This is a genomic window from Nocardia sp. NPDC058244 (assembly GCF_042882065.1).
GTDB lineage: Bacteria > Actinomycetota > Actinomycetes > Mycobacteriales > Mycobacteriaceae > Nocardia.
Genome location: NZ_JBHVWX010000007.1, coordinates 234254 through 251948, shown reverse-complemented (window position 1 = coordinate 251948; position 17695 = coordinate 234254). Strand labels below are relative to the sequence as shown.

The 17695-nt window shown below is 66.9% G+C and carries 19 protein-coding genes; 11 read left to right on the top strand and 8 right to left on the bottom strand.

From position 1 onward, the window contains the following. Positions 1 to 6: 6 nt before the first annotated feature. The gene (gene glmS / locus ACFVW6_RS23325) at positions 7 to 1887 is read right to left on the bottom strand and encodes a glutamine--fructose-6-phosphate transaminase (isomerizing) (protein WP_378829753.1); all 1881 of its coding nucleotides are present in this window, start codon (positions 1885 to 1887) and stop codon (positions 7 to 9) included. 36 nt (positions 1888 to 1923) lie between these two features. Between glmS and ACFVW6_RS23320 the strand changes: the two genes are divergently transcribed. The 9 genes from ACFVW6_RS23320 to ACFVW6_RS23280 all read left to right on the top strand — a co-directional run bounded on the left by ACFVW6_RS23320 (position 1924) and on the right by ACFVW6_RS23280 (position 10094). Further along, positions 1924 to 2781 carry a dienelactone hydrolase family protein gene (locus tag ACFVW6_RS23320; RefSeq protein ID WP_378829751.1) on the top strand — a complete coding sequence of 286 codons (858 nt, stop codon included), beginning with the start codon at positions 1924 to 1926 and terminating at the stop codon, positions 2779 to 2781. A gap of 101 nt (positions 2782 to 2882) precedes the next feature. Continuing rightward, positions 2883 to 3197 (top strand): hypothetical protein, encoded by a 315-nt coding sequence (locus ACFVW6_RS23315; protein WP_378829748.1) that lies wholly within the window; start codon positions 2883 to 2885, stop codon positions 3195 to 3197. Then, positions 3197 to 4759, top strand: a complete 1563-nt coding sequence (locus tag ACFVW6_RS23310; protein WP_378829746.1) for a hypothetical protein — start codon at positions 3197 to 3199, stop codon at positions 4757 to 4759. Before ACFVW6_RS23315 ends, ACFVW6_RS23310 begins: the two co-directional genes overlap by 1 nt. Next, the gene (locus ACFVW6_RS23305) at positions 4756 to 5280 is read left to right on the top strand and encodes a hypothetical protein (RefSeq protein WP_378829744.1); all 525 of its coding nucleotides are present in this window, start codon (positions 4756 to 4758) and stop codon (positions 5278 to 5280) included. The genes ACFVW6_RS23310 and ACFVW6_RS23305 overlap by 4 nt, the downstream gene beginning before the upstream one ends. Positions 5281 to 5398: 118 nt before the next feature. Then, the gene (locus ACFVW6_RS23300; RefSeq protein WP_378829742.1) at positions 5399 to 5959 is read left to right on the top strand and encodes a DUF3558 domain-containing protein; all 561 of its coding nucleotides are present in this window, start codon (positions 5399 to 5401) and stop codon (positions 5957 to 5959) included. 27 nt (positions 5960 to 5986) lie between these two features. Next, positions 5987 to 6448 carry a hypothetical protein gene (locus ACFVW6_RS23295; RefSeq protein WP_378829740.1) on the top strand — a complete coding sequence of 154 codons (462 nt, stop codon included), beginning with the start codon at positions 5987 to 5989 and terminating at the stop codon, positions 6446 to 6448. After that, the gene (locus ACFVW6_RS23290; RefSeq protein ID WP_378829737.1) at positions 6448 to 7614 is read left to right on the top strand and encodes a WXG100 family type VII secretion target; all 1167 of its coding nucleotides are present in this window, start codon (positions 6448 to 6450) and stop codon (positions 7612 to 7614) included. Before ACFVW6_RS23295 ends, ACFVW6_RS23290 begins: the two co-directional genes overlap by 1 nt. Next, complete coding sequence (locus tag ACFVW6_RS23285; protein WP_378829735.1) at positions 7607 to 8365, top strand: ESX secretion-associated protein EspG; 759 nt, start codon at positions 7607 to 7609, stop codon at positions 8363 to 8365. Before ACFVW6_RS23290 ends, ACFVW6_RS23285 begins: the two co-directional genes overlap by 8 nt. Before the next feature lie 49 nt (positions 8366 to 8414). Further along, a complete protein-coding gene (locus tag ACFVW6_RS23280) occupies positions 8415 to 10094 on the top strand; it encodes a bifunctional serine/threonine protein kinase/MFS transporter (RefSeq protein ID WP_378829733.1) in 1680 nt (559 codons plus the stop codon). Between the two features lie 87 nt (positions 10095 to 10181). On the opposite strand, the gene ACFVW6_RS23275 is transcribed toward ACFVW6_RS23280, so the two are convergent. From ACFVW6_RS23275 to ACFVW6_RS23255, 5 genes are all read right to left on the bottom strand, one after another. Then, on the bottom strand, positions 10182 to 10544 hold the full coding sequence (locus ACFVW6_RS23275) for a hypothetical protein (RefSeq protein ID WP_378829731.1): 363 nt from the start codon (positions 10542 to 10544) through the stop codon (positions 10182 to 10184). A 113-nt stretch (positions 10545 to 10657) separates the two neighbouring features. After that, positions 10658 to 12424 (bottom strand): hypothetical protein, encoded by a 1767-nt coding sequence (locus ACFVW6_RS23270; protein WP_378829729.1) that lies wholly within the window; start codon positions 12422 to 12424, stop codon positions 10658 to 10660. A gap of 9 nt (positions 12425 to 12433) precedes the next feature. Next, complete coding sequence (locus ACFVW6_RS23265) at positions 12434 to 12766, bottom strand: hypothetical protein (RefSeq protein ID WP_365010785.1); 333 nt, start codon at positions 12764 to 12766, stop codon at positions 12434 to 12436. 100 nt (positions 12767 to 12866) lie between these two features. Beyond that, a complete protein-coding gene (locus tag ACFVW6_RS23260) occupies positions 12867 to 13175 on the bottom strand; it encodes a DUF6802 family protein (protein WP_355271439.1) in 309 nt (102 codons plus the stop codon). 94 nt (positions 13176 to 13269) lie between these two features. Further along, positions 13270 to 13461 carry a PspC domain-containing protein gene (locus tag ACFVW6_RS23255; protein ID WP_378829725.1) on the bottom strand — a complete coding sequence of 64 codons (192 nt, stop codon included), beginning with the start codon at positions 13459 to 13461 and terminating at the stop codon, positions 13270 to 13272. A gap of 145 nt (positions 13462 to 13606) precedes the next feature. On the opposite strand from ACFVW6_RS23255, the gene ACFVW6_RS23250 reads away from it, so the two are divergent. Beyond that, positions 13607 to 15247: an ABC-F family ATP-binding cassette domain-containing protein gene (locus ACFVW6_RS23250; RefSeq protein WP_378829723.1), complete on the top strand. Its 1641-nt coding sequence runs from the start codon at positions 13607 to 13609 to the stop codon at positions 15245 to 15247. Positions 15248 to 15255: 8 nt separating this feature from the next. Continuing rightward, positions 15256 to 15687: a hypothetical protein gene (locus tag ACFVW6_RS23245; protein ID WP_378829720.1), complete on the top strand. Its 432-nt coding sequence runs from the start codon at positions 15256 to 15258 to the stop codon at positions 15685 to 15687. On the opposite strand, the gene ACFVW6_RS23240 is transcribed toward ACFVW6_RS23245, so the two are convergent. Together ACFVW6_RS23240 and glmM are read right to left on the bottom strand one after the other, a co-directional pair. After that, the gene (locus tag ACFVW6_RS23240) at positions 15688 to 16062 is read right to left on the bottom strand and encodes a hypothetical protein (RefSeq protein WP_378829718.1); all 375 of its coding nucleotides are present in this window, start codon (positions 16060 to 16062) and stop codon (positions 15688 to 15690) included. 132 nt (positions 16063 to 16194) lie between these two features. Beyond that, positions 16195 to 17532, bottom strand: coding sequence for a phosphoglucosamine mutase (gene glmM, locus ACFVW6_RS23235; protein WP_378829716.1), 1338 nt, complete (start codon positions 17530 to 17532; stop codon positions 16195 to 16197). Positions 17533 to 17695: the final 163 nt, after the last annotated feature.

Sequence of the window (17695 nt, the reverse complement as noted above, 5' to 3'; positions counted from 1 at the left end):
CACCCGCTATTCGACGGTGACCGACTTGGCCAGGTTGCGCGGCTTGTCCACGTCGTAGCCACGCGCCTGCGCCACCTCGGCGGCGAAGATCTGCAGCGGCACCGTCGACAGCAGCGGCTGGTACAGCGTCGGCGCGGCCGGGATCTCGATCAGATCGTCGGCGAAGGGCCGCACCGTGTCGTCGCCCTCCTCGGCGATCACGATGGTCCGCGCGCCGCGCGCCTGGATCTCCCGGATATTGCTGAGCAGCTTCGAGTGCAGCACCGGACGGCCCTTGGGCGACGGCATCACCACGATGACCGGCAGCCCGTCCTCGATCAGCGCGATCGGCCCGTGCTTGAGCTCACCGGCGGCGAAGCCCTCGGCGTGCATGTAGGCCAGTTCCTTGAGCTTGAGCGCACCCTCCAGCGCCACCGGATACCCGACGTGGCGGCCGAGGAACAGCACCGTCGGCACGTGCGCCAGCTCGCGCGCGATGGCCCGCACCTGCGTACCGGTCTCCAGCACCCGCGCGATCAGCTTCGGCATGGCCTCCAGCTCGGCGAACTCCCGCGCGACCTCGTCGGGGTACTTGACCCCGCGCGCCTGCGCCAGCGCCAGCCCGACCAGGTAGTTGGCCGCCACCTGCGCCAGGAACGCCTTGGTCGACGCGACGCCGATCTCCGGCCCGGTCCTGGTGTAGATGACCGCGTCCGACTCGCGCGGGATCTGCGCGCCGTTGGTGTTGCAGATGGCGAGCACGCGCGCCTTCTGCTCCTTGGCGTGGCGCACCGCCTCGAGCGTGTCGGCCGTCTCGCCGGACTGCGAGATGGCCACCACCAGCGTCGACCGGTCGAGCACCGGGTCGCGGTAGCGGAACTCGCTGGCCAGCTCGACCTCCACCGGCACCCGGGTCCAGTGCTCGATCGCGTACTTGGCGAGCAGGCCCGCGTGGTAGGAACTGCCACACGCGACGACGAACACCTTGTCGAACTCGCGCAGTTCCTGATCGGCGAGGCGCTGCTCGTCCAGGACGATCCGGCCGCCGTTCTCGTCCACGACGAAATGCCCGATCAGGGTGTCGGCGACCGCGGTCGGCTGCTCCTCGATCTCCTTGAGCATGAAGTAGTCGTGGCCGCCCTTCTCGGCGGCGGCGAGATCCCAGTCGATGGTGAACGGCCTGGTCACCACGCCTTCGGTGTTGCCGGCGAAGTCGGTGACGGTGTAGCTGTCGGCGGTGATCACCACGGCCTGGTTCTGCCCGAGCTCGACCGCCTCGCGGGTGTGCTCGATGAACGCGGTGACATCGGAGGCGATGAACATCTCGCCCTGCCCGACCCCGACCACCAGCGGCGTCGACTGCCGGGCCGCGACGATCGTGCCCGGGTGATCGGCATGGGTGAAGACCAGCGTGAACGCGCCCTCGAGCCGCTGCAGCACGGCCAGCGCGCTCGCGGTGAAATCGCCAGCGGTGGGGCCCTCGGCGTAAGCGCGCGCGACCAGGTGCACCGCGACCTCGGTGTCGGTGTCGCTGAGCAGCTCGATGCCCGCGTTCTCCAGCTCGCGGCGCAGCGGCGCGAAGTTCTCGATGATGCCGTTGTGGACGACGGCGAGCTTGCCGGACGCGTCCCGGTGCGGGTGCGCGTTGCGGTCGGTCGGCGCGCCGTGCGTGGCCCACCGGGTGTGCCCCATGCCGCTGGTGCCCGCGAACCGCTCGGCCCTGGCCTCGCCCAGCTCGGCCTCCAGATTGGCCAGCTTGCCCGCCTTGCGTTCGACCGCGATCGACCCGTTTCCGTCGAGGATCGCGACGCCCGCGGAGTCGTATCCGCGATACTCCATGCGTCGCAACGCGTCGACGACAACGCCGAGCGCGTCCCGGTACCCGACGTAGCCCACGATTCCGCACATGGTTCTCCACCCTACTGATCGGATACCCTTCTCGCCGTGTCGGTGTCTGTGAAGTCGCTCCTGAGCACCCTGTCCGCGCGCGGCCCCCACCGGGTGTTGCGCGGAAATCTTGGCATCGCGGGCCAGCCGGGTGTGGTGTTCACCCCCGAATCCGGGCTGAGCCTGCCCGCCGTCGCGTTCGCGCACGGCTGGCTGACCAGCGCCGAGAACTACAAGAGCCTGCTCGAGCACGTCGCGTCGTGGGGCTTCGTCGTCGCGGCGCCCGACACCGAACGCGGCCCGATCCCGTCACACCTCGACCTCGCCACCGACCTGCTCACCACGCTCGACATCGTCAGCAAGGTGCGCCTCGGCGACGGCACCATCAGCGTCCACCCCGACCGCCTCGCCCTGGCCGGCCACGGCATGGGCGCCGGCGCCGCCGTCATCGCGGCCGCCCAACGCCGCGTCGCCGCCGTCGCCGCCCTGTTCCCCTCCCCCACCTCCCCCACCGCGGAGAACATCGCCCCCGAGCTCGACACGCCCGGCCTGATCCTGGCCGGCGCCACCGACCTCGACTCGGTCAACTCCAACGCCCGCGCCCTCGCCACCGCCTGGGCGGGCCCCTCCCTGCTGCGCACCATCGACGGCGCCTCCCACAACGGCATCATCGAGGGCCGCCGCCTCTTCGCCGCCCTCGGCGCCGGCCGCTACGAACACAAAACGGAGAAGACCACCCGAGCCCTCCTCACCGGCTACCTCCTCAACACCCTCCTCGGCGACAAGACCTACGCCCCCTTCACCGACCCCGAAGCCGACCTCCCCCACACCAAGGTCGTCGACCCCACAGCGGTAGTCGAAGAAGAATCCCCCAAACTCTCCCTCGGCACGGTCGCCAAACTGATCCGGAAGTAGTCCCGTCAGGGACGGATCGGCACGAGCCTTGGGCACGATCACTGCCTCGCCTAATATGTTGCCGACGCTGTGCGGCAAGGAAAGACGTTAGGGAGGGGTCCATGGGCGGTCACGTGAAGGTCGATCCGGAGCAGCTACGCAAGCTCGGCGGCAATCTGACCACGTCGGGGGGCACGATCAAGACGCTCAACAAGGACATCAGCGGTTGGTCCTTCACCGCGGCACAAGCGGGGCGGGCATACGGCGACGAGGGCACCAAGTTCGGTGCCGAGATCGTGAACATCGGTGCCTGGCTGACGCACTGGGAGACCGCGGTGACCAAGTCCGGGAACACGTACACGACCAGCGCGAATACCTATTCCACGGTCGAGGATGCCAACGTCACCAAGATCACCGCCGCTGGGGTGAACCTCTGATGGCGTGGACAGCCGATGAATCAGGCGTCATCAAAGACGGCAAGGCGAATACAGACTGGGAACACAACATTTCCGGCTCGGTCGGAAATGCGGACAAGATTCTCAGCGAAGGAGCCGAAGGGCTCGAGTACTTCAAGTACTATCTTCCGCTCTATAAGCGCTGCGTCGATGAACTCCACGTCGGAAATGCCGATATCGCCCGCCGCGAATACTATGAACTCTGCGGAAAATACGATACCGAAAAGGGTATGGATATCGATGCGATCGACAGAATGTCGAGCGCGCTCAAAGCAGCACTACCGAAGCTCTTCGAGGAGCTTCAGAAGCAACAGACCCAGCGCAACGCCATCCAGAGCATTTGGCAAGGCGATGCCGGCGATAACGCATTCGCGATGCTGAACGAACAGGTTCGCCGGGCCGACGAAGACTACAACCATGCCAAGACCGCTTCGCAGGAGCTGGGGGAGCTGGCGACCGCGCTACGCAATATCGTCGCCGAGAAGGCATCGGACGTGAGAGGCTACTGGCGCGATCCGGGCACCGCCGATTTTCACCATTCGACTTCGACTTCCGGCTATGACTGGCAAACAATCAAGAATGCGATCGAGGGCTACGATAGCCCGTACAACAAGAGGGTAATCGACGAATCGTTCGTCCCGCAGTTCGAGGCCACGGTTACTCATTTCGATCAGATGTGCAGCGAAACATCCCGGGTGATCCGCGAGGTATTCAAGCAAGCGACCACAGCACTTGCCGCTGTCGAAGCCGCCGCCTACCCGATGCCGCAGGACGCCGCGGTTCCGGACAACTCCAAGCAGAACGTGCCCAACACCGGTAATCCCTCCGGCGGCGGCGATACCTCGGCCGCATCGACCGGCGGCGCGACCACGACGGACGACGACACGAAGACCGAGACTGCGGGAACAACGAATCCGACAACCACCGACGATGACGACGACGGTGATGACGACGACAGCTCGTCGACCGATCTGAGCAGCCTGTTGTCGACGGTCTCGAGCGGTCTGTCCACCTTGAGCTCCGTGGTGAGCGAACTGTCGAGCCTCACCTCGGGATCGACCGATTCCGCGGAATCCATCGCCGAGTCGATCGGGACCGGTCTGAGTTCGCTCGGCACGTCCATCACCAGCGGTATCGAGCAGTTGAGCAGCCTGTTCAATGGAAGCGGCAACGGCTCGACCGAGTTCACCATCGCGGGCACCACACTCAGTCTGGGAACCGGAGAGAACGGACTGACGCTCACCACTACCGACGCGACGGGCACCGCCCACGAGTACGGCCTCACGCTGAACGAGAGCGGCATCCCGGTGATCACCGACACCACCCTCGCGGAGCCGAATCCGAACGTCGAGGCCACCACCGCGGCGGCCGACGAGGAACCCGCCGCCACCGAGAACACCACCGGCCAGCCGAGCGGAATCCCCGCATCCAACTACGGCCGAGTCACCGGCACCGACACGGAGACCGAACATTGGTCGTCCACACCCGACCCGGAACCCCTCGGCGACTCCGGCGCCGAGCTGGCTGAGGCAGGCCCCCTGTGAGCTACTCCCGGATCGAGGACCTGGTCACCGAGCATCTCGCGCGAGTTCGCATGCTGCGGGTCGAGTTCGAAGACGAACGAGCCCGCCTGCAGGCCAAGGGCGAGGAACTGCTGGCCACCGCGCGAGCCGCCGAGGAGCGGGCCGCGGAGCAGGAAGCCACGGCGCAGCAGGAACCGGCGACCGAGCCACACCCCGTCATCGACATCGCCGCCATCCGCCGCGAAGAACAGCTACGCGAGGCGATGGCACAGGCCGCGGCCGAGCAGGCCCGGATAGCGGCCGCGGAGCAGGCTCAGGCCCTGGCCGCCGAGCGACAGACCGCCGGGCCTCGGCATGCCGCGCCGAGCTGGCCACCCGGCGACGACGCGGCCGGCAGTCACGAGGACGAACTGCGCGAGGCACGGGCGGCGATCGCCCGCTCGGCAGCTGCCCGCCGCGCGGCCGAGCGCGTCGAACCGATCGACTACGACGGCTACGACCAGGAGAGCGAGTACTTCCGGGGCAAGAATTGGTTCGGATAGTCGGTTCGCCGAACGCGCAAGGGGATCGCCGGCGGCAGGACCGGACCCACAGCTGGGTGTAAATTTCCCCGGTGGGGCGGGAGCGGACCGGCCTGTGACCGGAACGAGGAGTTGATCGATGGATCGCGGGGCAGTCGTGCGGATGGTGGCCGTCGGCGGGGCATTGACGATGTTCCTCGGCGGGTGCGACTCGGGGAACCAGGGTGAGGCGCAGCCGAGTTCCCCGGCAGCGAGTACCACCCAGGAATCGGTGTTGCCCACCGGGTTCGATGGATGCAACTTGCCGCAGTCGGTGATCGATGCGGAGGAGTTGCGGAACCCGAAGAAGGACGACGGCTGGACCACCGGGCGCAACAAGTGGTTGGGCTGCAGATGGATACAGCCGCGCAGCTACAGCGCCACGATCACGGTATCGACGATCACCATTCAGCAGGCAAGAGAAAGCACCGAGAACACCATTGGTGAGGAACTGACGATTTCCGGCCGTCCGGCAATCACCTACTATCCGGCCGCACAGGCCGGAAAGTGGTGCACCATCAATGTCGAGATGAAAAACGGCAGCATGGAAATCGGCATAAACATGCAACCGAAGCCGGAGAAGTCGATCGGTCGCCATCCTTGCGGTATCACCAAGGATCTTGCCTCGATGCTCGCTCCAACTATTCAGCCCGGAAGCTGACACGATCTATCATCTCAGGGGGTCCACGTGGCTACACCATTGGAAAGCATCATCCAAGAAGCGAAGACCGGCGGTTTGAGCGTCTCGTTCAGCAACGACGTTCGAGTGAATGCCGATGAGTTCGTGTACATGGAGCGGGACTGCGAAGCATTTCTGGACATCATCGAGGACTTGCAGGCGCAAGCCATGGGGATCGCGAATCGCGAAAGATGGGGCCTGGGCGAGAAGACCCAGGGCCTGACTTCGGCAACCACCCTGGTGGACCGGTTTCGCAGCAAAGCCGGAAAGTCCGGCAGTGCAGCGGATTCCGACAACAACCTCCACGACATCCTCCAGCAGCACCACGACATCGTCGTCGACATCCGAGACCTACACCGTGAGATCGCGAACAGGTTCAAGGCGGCAGACCAGGAGTTCGCCGCCCGCTACAACGAACTCTCCGCGAACGTTCCACCATCGGCCATCGGATCCACCGGGGACCATGTGTAATGACCGGCAACGAGAAGGCACGAATCGGCGAGCCGGAGAAGCCCAATACCTGGGAGCACTGGGCGATCTACCGAGCATTCAATCCGCTGGATACCACCGAAGCGAACAACGCTCGATCCGAGTACCAGAAGCTCGCCTCGGACTGGTCCGCCGCGGTCGAGACGTTCGCCGCCCGGATCCGTCGTTCGAGCTCGTCGGCCTGGGAGGGCGCGGCGGCAACCGCCTCGCAGAACGCGATCGCCGACTACGCGACGCGCGCGCTGGAGTTGACACCGGCGTTGAACTCGTTGGCTCAGCGCGTCACCACCACGGTCGACGGCGTCGACAAGACCCGAACCAATGTCGACGAACCGCAGAACCGGCCCGACAGCATCTGGAATCTGGACGGCCATGATTTCTGGTTCGCCGAACCGGGCAGTCGCTCGATGACCGCGATCAACAAGGCCCGCGACGACGCACGCGACGCGATGCAGAACTACTACGTCACCAATTTCGTTGCCGCCGACGGACAGATCCCCGTCCTGCCGCACCCGGAGAGCCCGACTTCGCCGCTCACCACCTGGAAGCCGACCGGAGCTGACACCGACACGAACGGCGGGAACAACGGCGACAGCTCGAACCCTGGGGACACGAACAGCGGACAGCCGAACGAGACGACCCAGCCGACTACGGAGGATCCAGCAACTACCGACAACCCCACCGACACAGACGATTCCAGCGACGACGCCACCGCGTCGACGACCGAGGAATCGGAATCGCCGGGCTCGACAACACCAGCTACCACGACAGATACGACCCCGGCCGGGGTCAGTCCGTCGGGGACGCCGGGGTCGGGGTCGCCGGGATCCGGTTCTCCGGGAGGTGGCAGCCCGGGTGGCGGTGGCGCTCCGAGCAGCCCCACTCCGGGCGGTGTCACGACCGGATCTCCCGCCGCGGCAAAGGCTCCCACCGGTGCGACCGCCGCAACGGCCGGCGGCAGCACCGGCAGGGCGGGCGCACCAGGAATGGGCGGCATGGGAGCCGGTCGCGGTGGCGGCAAATCCGAAGACGACGAAACCCATCAGATCCCGGATTGGCTCAAGAACATGGAGAACACCGAGGAACTACTCGGCGAGATGCCGCGCACCGTTCAGGGCGGCGTGATCGGCGGCCAGGTCGATGAGTGAATGGACCTGGGAGCCAGATGATTTCGCGGCTCTCTGGATCAACGACGCGCGCGACCGATTTCCGAGTCCACTCGGCTATACCAGCGCCATTCCCACCGTCAGCGAGGAACGAGCGTTCCGGGCGGCTGTTCACGCCCGTTATGACCACGAGGAGCACGAGCTGATCCAGCTCGCCTTCCACACCCTGAGCGACTGCGTCCTGCAGATCAGAATCGTCGGCGAGTCGACCCGGCTCGGCGGCAATCGACGTCGAATGTATCGACTCCTCGCCGCGCAGACTGCCCATCATGCGGTCCTGCTGTCCCAGACCGTCACCGACGACGTCGAGGAGCGCATTCGGTGCAGGCTGTTCCGACCCGACAACCTGCCGGGTCGCATCGCCAAGCTGCTGCCCGAGTTCGGACCGGGACGCACCGCGAGTCAGACGTTCCACCTCGATGAGGTCACACGACGCGGCGGCAACAGCTCCCGAGACACGCCCCGCACCCCGATCGAACGGCTCCTCGGCATGCCACGTGACGGAGTCGGTATTGCCGAACTCCTCCCGGGACCACTCGAGGCACGGTCCGAATCCTGGTACAGCGCACAGTGGTTCGACATCACCGGCGATGGCCGCTACCTGGTCCGACGCGACCGCGACCAGGCGCAGATCCGCCCGATCGCCGGCGACGACCTGCGCGCGCTCTTCGGGAACTGGATCGACCGCACCCTCACCAGATTGCGCGAGCGGGAGAACGAACACGCCTGGTGACAAGGCCTGCGCGACAGCGAACAGGATGACCGGCAGACAAGGACTTACGGTGGACAACTCGGGGATTTCGACGATCTTCGCGGGATATGGGGTCGAGCGAATCCTCGGCCGAGGCGGAATGGGTACCGTGTACCTCGCCAGGCACCCGAGGCTGCCCCGCCATGTGGCTCTCAAGATCCTCAACCAGGACATGCTGGGCGACCACGAAATTCGGCAGCGTTTCGAGCGCGAAGCCGATCTTGTGGCGCGGCTCGAGCACCCCAATATCGTCGCGGTGCAAGATCGCGGGCTGGAGGGGAAGAACCTGTGGATCGCCATGCAGTATGTCCCCGGTTCCGATGCCGGAGCAGTCGGTATCGTCGATCCCGCCAGGGCAATCCGAATCATCACCGACGTCGCCGCGGCACTGGACTTCGCGCACAGCCGCGGCATCCTGCATCGCGATGTGAAACCGGCCAACATCCTGCTGTCCGCCCCGGAACACCATCAACCCGAACGTGTGCTGCTGGCAGATTTCGGGATCGCCCGGCTCCGCGATGACGTCAACGGCCTCACCCAAACCGGGGCGTTCACGGCCACCCTGGCCTACGCCTCTCCCGAACAACTCGCCGCAGGCACCCTGGACCACCGTAGCGACCAATATTCCCTGGCCTGCACGCTTTTCACCCTCCTGACCGGCACCGCGCCCTTCGCGGCAACCAACCCGGTAGCGGTGATCGGCGCGCACATGTCCGCACCGCCGCCCTTGGTTTCGGAACGGCGTCCGGGGTTGCCGCCCGGACTGAACATGGTTATCCAGCGGGCGCTGGCGAAGAACCCCGCCCATCGGTTCAATTCCTGCACCGAATTCGCGCAGGCCGCGGCCCAAGCGATGTCCCAGCGGAGTTTTGCGCCGATGGCGAATCCGCAGGCAGCACCGGCATGGACGCCGGAAAGGCGGCCTGGCAGGTTCGCCGCCGATCCAGGATACGAGCGGCGTCCGCTGATACGGAGTGGTCGCGGCCCGCTCCTGTTGGGACTGTGGTGTGCGTTCTTCTCGCTCGTACTCGGGTCACGAGGATTGACCTATCTGGCGCAATGGACAGAGCCCTATGTGGCTGGGTGCGCACTCCTACTGATCACAGCTTCCCCGTTCCTCGGATCACTGCTGAGCCGCCTCATGGGCGCTCGCATCGTGTGCATAGCCGGCCTCACGATATGTGCAGTGGGCGGCCTACTGACGGCGGCTCTGGGTGAATCGACGTTCTTTAAAGCCGCGGCTAGCGCCGTGCTGATAGTGTCCGCTGCGATGACGATGGGCCAGGCGATGTCGATCATCACCGGCGCCACACCGTCGCAACAACGGGGAAGCGATTGGCGGGTGGCAGCTGCACTCGCCGGAGTACCGATCGTGCTGCTAGCGTCCGTCGAGCTGCTCTACATATCGCATGATCAGAGCTGGTGGAGTTGGTGGTCAGAATTCCACCTCTTGCAGCTTCCGGTGGCTTCGCTGACCCTACTCGCATTGATCTTGATCATCACACGGGTCCCCTCCAGTCCTGCCCAACTGGATACGACGACCCCATTGACGTGGCTTATCGGCGCAGGATCAGCAGCATTCGTCCTCTCCGTTCCGGTGATGTACACATTCAACGAGAGCCCTTTTGTCCTATGGGTTTTCGGATCGCTTGCGGTCATTCTCGTCACTTTGCTGGTTCGGCTGACAACACGAGACCGACGATCGCAGTAGTCCAGCCGATCGCAAGCACGACACGATCGTCTCCACACGCGGCCGCCAGCCCTCGCCCGTCGACGGGCGAGGGCTGATCAGACCAAGTCAGTCCAGCCAGGTCGAGCGACGGTAGTACTCGGACTCGGAGTCGTAGTCACCATCCGACGGCGCGACTGTCGATCTGGCCTGCCGGGCCGCCTTCGCCCGGGCGACCGCTGCCCTGATCTCGGCTTGCTGCTGCTCAGGAGACAGGCTCGGGTTCGCGACATACGGTGTGGGCGGTGGCAACTGCTGTGCGGGCACGATTCGCTGTGCCAGTTCTTCCGGAACCGGTTGCGGTTCAGGGGTTTCGGGCTCCTCGTCCGCGGATTCCTGTTCGGCCAACTCGCGGAGCCGCTCGGCGGCGTCGGCGGCGAACTGTTCTGCCCGGAGCGAGGTCTGGCGATTGATCTCGTCGATCTCGTCCATGAGCATCGCCGAACGCCGACGCGCGTCCGCCGCGATCTGCTCGATCTCTGCCGCGTAGTCCACGGTCGATCATTCTCCCGGTCTCGTGTGCCGGTCGCCACCGGTCACCGGAGTCACAGCGGTCCCGCCTCGGCGAGGACCGCGCCGCTGTCGCCCGGATCGCTCACCGGGTGATCCTCGACGCTCGGCACATGCTCACCATCGGTCTCCTGCTTGGTCGACCGCGGACCGACGGGTACTCCACCCGCGACGGAACCCGATGACTGCTCGCCCGAACCGATCTCGCTGGTGACCGGAGCGTTCGTGAGGTCGGGGGTCTCTGAAGTGGTCGCATCCGCGCCACCGCGGCCTCCGGTTCCGGCATCGGTGAGACCGGCTTCGCCCTGCCCCGTGCCAGATTCCGGTGTGCCCGAACCCAGTACGCCCGAGGTGTCGTCCGTCTGGCCGGTTGTCGAACCGTCGGTCGACGTGGACTCCTGAGTCAGCACCGGCAGCCCGTTCTCGTCCAGCGTCAGCTTGTATTGCGTCGAACCGCCGTTGGCGTCGGTGGTCGTCAACGACAGCCCGTTCTCGCCGGCTTCGATGCTCACCTTGGTGTCACCGAGCTGGAAGGAAGCCGCGCTCTCGCCGGACAGCAAGCTGCTCGCCTGTTCGGTCATCTGCTCGATGCCATCGCTGATCGACGTGCCGACCGACTCGATCGCCGAAGTGAGCGTGTCACCGAGATCGCCGGTCAGCGCCTCCGAGAGCGTAGTGCCGAGCTCGCTGATGGTCGAGGTCAGCGTGCTCAGCGCCTCGCTGGTATCCGAGTCATCGTCGTCGTCGCTGCTGTCGTCGTCCGTGGTGCTGGTGTCTTTCGTTCCGGTGGTCGTCTTGACGGTCGACCCGGTGGTCGTCGTATCGCCGGACTGGGTCCCGGCGGCCGTCGTCTGGCCGCCGTTCGACGTCGTCTGGTCACCCGCCTGGGTACCCGCCGGGGTCGTCTGGTCCCCGGTTGTCTTCGGCTGGTCGCCCTGTGGCTGCTGTTTGGTTTCGACTGGTGCGGTGCCGGTTCCGGACACGGATGGGTAGCTTCGTTCGACGATGCCTGCGGCAGCGGTCTCGGCGGCGTTGAAGAGAGTTTCGACAGCTATCTTCGTCGTAGTGCACTGATCACTGAAGATCTGCGCCTTGCTGTTGTAGTCGGGCATGAAGACCACTGACAGCCACCGCTTACAGATCTCCTTGATCGCGTCCTTGTATTCCGATGAAGTTCTGTTGCCGATCCCCGCAGCACTGTCCGGCACGTCCTCCGCACCAGCCGCATTGCGGTGCCCGGTCATGATGGCCAGTTCGTTATCCAGACTGGAACCGTCCTTCGACCCCTTGATTACTCTGCCGATGGCGTCCGGATCCAACCCACCGACTGTCGGCCGCGCCGTTGGCTTTCCCCCGACGTACTTCTGCACCGAACCGTCCATCAACTTCAAGACCGTGTCAGCCTTGGCTTTGACGAGCCCGGGGATCTCAGCCGCTGCCTTCGTCAACGCCGCTTCGAACTTGCGCACCGCATCGCGGTCCTCGCCGGCCATTGTCGCGATCCGGCCCAGCTGACCAGCCGCGGCTTCAGCGGCCGCTCCCTGCCAGCCCGTCTGCATCGACTGGGCAGCCGACTGCTGAGCGGTGATCTTGGAATCAGCTGTCGTCAGCAACTGCCGGAGCGCATTGGCGGCGGCATCGAGCTTGGTGATGTTCATATCGCGCTCGTTGTCGTACGGCCGCACGAACTCGTAGAAGTTGAAGCTCCCGCCGAAGGCCTCGACGTAGCGCGGGCCCAGCTGTTCGAAGTACTGGAGACCGGGAGCTCCGTCGTCGAGGAGCTCGTTCGTGGACTTCGTCATGACCCTGCCTCACTTCGCGGGTGCCGGCGCGGCACCGTCGAGTCCACGGGCGGTCTTCGTGTCGACATCCGTGTACTCGACGGCCGCCTTCCCGATCGCGTCGGCGAGCCCCTCGGACGCGCTCGTCCAGACCTTCGCCCAGCTGACGACCCGATCCAGAGCAGCATCGATCTTCTGTCCGCTGCCGGTATAGGCCCGTCCGGCGTCGGCAGCCACCCACTCCGCCGTCGCGACCTGCTTCGCCGAGGTACGGGTGGTCGACACCGTGTCCTTCAAGCTGTTGACCGTCTGCGTCATCGCGGCCTGGTTCACCACGAGTCCGCCCGAAACTGTGTCGCCCATTCCCCCACCTTCAGCCGATTCGAGCACGCCACGGCGGCGCACTACCTACTTCGACGCACGACCCGGCCCACCGGTTCCCTCACCGGCGGGCCGAGGTCACTCACTTCCCCAGGTTCCCCTGGTCGGTCCGCCGCCACTCCGACGTGCCGTCGGGATGTCGGTGGTACTCCCACGCCGCGTAGTCGCCGTCGGCTTCGACGACAGTCACATGGTCGGCGAAACCGTCGTGGTCGTAGTCGGACCAGATGGTGGTGTCGTGGGGGGTGGCGTCGGTGAGGGAGTCGACGACTCCGTCACCGTCGAGGTCTTGGGACGGGGAATGGAGCTCGACCGGGCCGAGGGCGCCCAGGGGGGAATGGGCGTCGATGTCGGGTAGGCCGAGGCCGGGGATGTCGCCCGAGGTGACCATGGGACTCCTCCTCAAACGGAAAACTCGCGGATGACGGCGCGGCGGGGTTGCCACCATCCTGTCATCCGCGAGCGGTTACCGGAGCGGTCGGGCCTTACTTCTTGGGCATGATCAGCCACAGGACCAGGTAGAGGAGGAACTGGGGGCCGGGCAGCAGGCAGGAGACCACGAAGACCAGGCGGACGACATTGGCGTTCCAGCCGAAGTACTCGGCGATGCCACCGCAGACGCCTGCGATCCATTTTTCGCTGGTCGAACGGGTGAAGCGGCGGGCGGGGGCAGTCATTGTGTGTTGCCTTCCTCGGGAAGCGGTGATGACTCCACTATGCCGAGACCGGACCCCGGCCCGCATCGGTCGGCAGACCCATCCGCACCCTGATTTCCGGAGGGCCCGTCTCGGGGTCCGACCCCGAGACGGGCAGACTTAGGCGGTGAGCACGACATTGCAAGCCACCGGTCTGTCCGCGGGCCACGCCGAGCGGACGCTGTTCGCCGACCTCGATTTCACCCTCGCGCCCGGCGATGTGATCGGGCTGGTCGGGGTGAACGGCGCTGGCAAGTCGACGCTGCTGCGGATGCTGGCCGACGGGGCGGCGGGCGAGGGCAGCATCACGCTCAGTCCGCCGGACGCGACGGTCGGGTATCTGGCGCAGGAGCCGGAGCGGATCGAGGGCGAGACGGTGCTCGGGTTCCTGTCCCGGCGGACCGGGGTCGCGCACGCGCAGCGGGTGATGGACGCCGCCGCCGAGCGGCTCGGCGACGGCGGGGACGACGAGTACTCGCCCGCGCTCGAACACTGGCTGGCACTCGGTGGCGCCGACCTGGATCAGCGCGCCGAGGAGGTGGCCGCCGATCTCGGGCTCACCGAGGGGCTGGCCGGCGGCCTGGACACCCCGATGACGGGGCTGTCGGGCGGGCAGGCGGCCCGCGCGGGCCTGGCCTCGGTATTGCTGTCGCGCTTCGACATCCTGCTGCTCGACGAGCCGACCAACGACCTCGACCTGGACGGCCTGGACCGGCTCGAGCGTTTCGTCAAGGGCGTCCGGGTGCCGCTGATGGTGATCAGCCACGATCGGGAGTTCCTGGCGCGCACCGTGAATCGGGTGCTGGAGCTGGATCTGGCCCAGCAACAGGTCGGGCTCTACGACGGTGGCTACGAGTCCTATCTGGCCGAACGCGAGATCGCCCGCAGGCACGCGCGCGAGGCGTATGACGAATTCGCCGACACCAAGGCGGGTTTGGAGGCGCGGGCCCAGATGCAGCGCAACTGGCTCGAGCACGGCGTGCGCAATGCCCGGCGCAAGGGCAAGGGCGACTCGGACAAGATGGGCCGCAAGACCCGCGCCGAGTCCACCGAGAAGCAGGCGGCCAAGGCGCGCCAGACCCAGCGCCGGATCGAGCGGCTGGACGTGGTCGAGGAGCCGCGCAAGGAGTGGGAACTGCGGATGGAGATCGCCACCGCGCCGCGCAGTGGCGCGGTGGTGGCGACCGCCGCCAACGCCGTCGTGCGGCGCGGTGACTTCACGCTCGGGCCGATCACCACACAGATCGACTGGGCCGACCGGATCGTGCTGACCGGCGCCAACGGTTCGGGCAAATCCACGCTGCTGGGGCTGCTGCTGGGCAAGATCGCGCCCGATTCCGGTTCGGCCGCACTGGGTTCCGGGGTGCTGATCGGCGAGGTGGACCAGGCGCGCGGACTGTTCCGTGGTCGGGACACGCTGGCCGCCACCTTCGGCGCCGCCATGCCGGACTGGCCCGACGCCGAGGTGCGCACGCTGCTGGCGAAGTTCGGCCTGCGCGGCCCGCATGTCACCAGGGCCTGTGACACGCTGTCGCCCGGCGAGCGCACCAGAGCCGCGCTGGCGCTGCTGCAGGCGCGCGGGGTGAACCTGCTGGTCCTGGACGAGCCGACCAACCACCTCGACCTGCCCGCCATCGAACAGCTCGAGCAGGCGGTCGAATCCTTCACCGGCACGCTGATTCTGGTGACGCATGATCGCCGGATGCTGGATTCTGTTCGTGCGACCCGCCGTTGGCACATGGCGGGCGGGTCGCTCACCGAGGGTTAGGACGGTCCATGGACCTCACACTTGGCATCGACACCCGGGTCACGCTGCTGGTCACCGGGCTGATCTTCCTGAGTGCCCTGCTGCTCGGGGTGTGGAAGTACCACGGCATCCGCACCTCGCCCGATGGCGCGGCGCACGTCTATGTCGACATCGCGCATCGCGCGGCGCTGCTGTACGCCTTCGCCGGCGTGCTGCTCGCGGTGTTCACCGAGCTCAGCGCCTGGCCGACGATCGTCAATCTGACCGCCGACCTGGTGATCCTGGCGTTCTTCGCGGGCGCGATCGCCAGCTACGCGCTGCACGGATGGCGGCGCGACACCACCAACCAGTTCGCCGGACGGATCCCCGCCGAACTGCGGCTGTCGATGTACGGGCTGATGGCGGGCGAGGTCGGCGGGTTCCTGGTGCTGTTCAGCGGATTCGCCGTCGGCCAGTTCTGATCAGAACGACTGCGTCACCGCCGGTGCCGGGGCACCGAACAGGTCGATGTCGGACCCGAGTTTCGCGCCGATCAGTCCGGCGGCACCGGTCACGAAGAGAATCGCCACGACCACGATGAACGACCGGGACCGCGGCATCCGCGGCACCGGGAACGCATAACCGCGCGACGGTTCGGGGACCGGCTCGTAGTGCTCGACCGGCTGGCCGTAGCCCTCGTCGCGGATCGGGACGGTGTGCGAATACCCCTGCGGCACATCACGGCACCCCGGCCTGCCGCACGCCCCGCCGCAGCGGTGATACGGATCGGGCTCGCCGTACTCGACCGGGTAGCGGTCCTCGTCGCGATAGTTCCGGGCAGGCAGCGGCGGCACCATGAATCGGCCCCCTTCGAATCGTGCTGCGCGCCAAACTATCCGGTGCGCCGAGCAGCACACGCGCCACCGGCACACAGGTCCATACGGCGTATGCCGATAGTAGATGGGCCGGGCGCGACCCGCCAGGTGGAGCTAGACGGCCGCGACCCGCTTGGCCAGATCGTCGGCGAGCTGCCGCGCCTGCGCCGGATCGGTGGCCTCGACCATCACCCGCACCAGCTGCTCGGTTCCGCTGGGCCGCAACAGCACCCGGCCGGACTCACCGAGGATCCGCTCGGCCTCGGCGACCGCGTCGCGCACCTCGGGGGCCACGGCGACCGCGGCCTTGTCGCTGACCGGCACGTTCACCAGCACCTGCGGCACGGTGCTCATCACCGCGGCCAGCTCGCTCAGCGGACGCCCGGTCTGGGACATCCGCGCCATCAGCCGCAGCCCGGTGAGCACGCCGTCACCGGTGGTGCCGTAGCGCGGGAACACGACGTGCCCGGACTGCTCGCCGCCGAGGCTGTACCCGCCGCGACGCAGTTCCTCCAGCACGTAGCGGTCGCCGACGGCGGCGGTGAGTACGGTGATGCCCGCCGCGCGCATGGCGATGTGCAGGCCCAGGTTGCTCATCACGGTCGCGACCAGGGTGTCGGCGACGAGCTCGCCCGACTCCCGCATGGCCAGCGCCAGCACGGCCATGATCGCGTCACCGTCGACGATCTCGCCCGCGGCGTCCACCGCGAGGCACCGGTCGGCGTCGCCGTCGAGGGCGATGCCGAGGTCGGCGCCGTGCGCGAGGACCGCGGCGCGGACCGCGTCGAGGTGGGTCGAGCCGCAGCCGTCGTTGATGTTGAGGCCGTCGGGTTCGGCGTTGATCGCGATCACCGTCGCGCCCGCCTCCCGGTACACCTGCGGGGCCACCTCCGAGGCCGCGCCGTGCGCGCAGTCGACGACGACGGTCAGCCCGGACAGGTCCTGGCCGGTGGATTCGAGCAGGTGCTCGACATAGCGTTCGTGGGTGCCCTCGACGGTGTAGTCACCGCGCACGCGGCCGATGCCCGCGCCGGTCGGGCGCACCGTGACGCCCTCGGTGATCAGCGCTTCGATCCGCTGTTCCACCGCGTCGTCGAGCTTGTGCCCGCCCGCCGCGAAGATCTTGATGCCGTTGTCGGGCATGGGATTGTGCGAGGCGGAGATCATCACGCCGAAGCACGCGTCGTAGAGGCCGGTCAGATACGCGACGGCTGGGGTGGGCAGCACACCCACCGAGAGGACATCGACACCGACGGACGTCAGGCCCGCGGTCACCGCGGCCTCGAGCATCTCGCCGCTGGCCCGCGGATCACGGCCGAGGACCGCGACCGCGCGCTTCTTGCCGCGCGAGAGCACCTGCGCGGCCGCACCCGCGACGCGCATCGCCAGTTCCGGGCTCAGCGACTCGTTGGCGAGCCCACGAACACCGTCTGTGCCGAACAGCCGTCCCATAAAACCCTCTACTGGTAGTAGGTCCCCGAATACAGCACGAGAGCAGGCGACCAGCCGTGCTGGAAGCCTGCTCTCGCACACGAGCTCCGCCGACCGGGCCCCTCCCCGCTCTCGCGGGGGAGCATACCTAGCGTATGCGCGGGACGGTGGTCGGCAGTGCGTA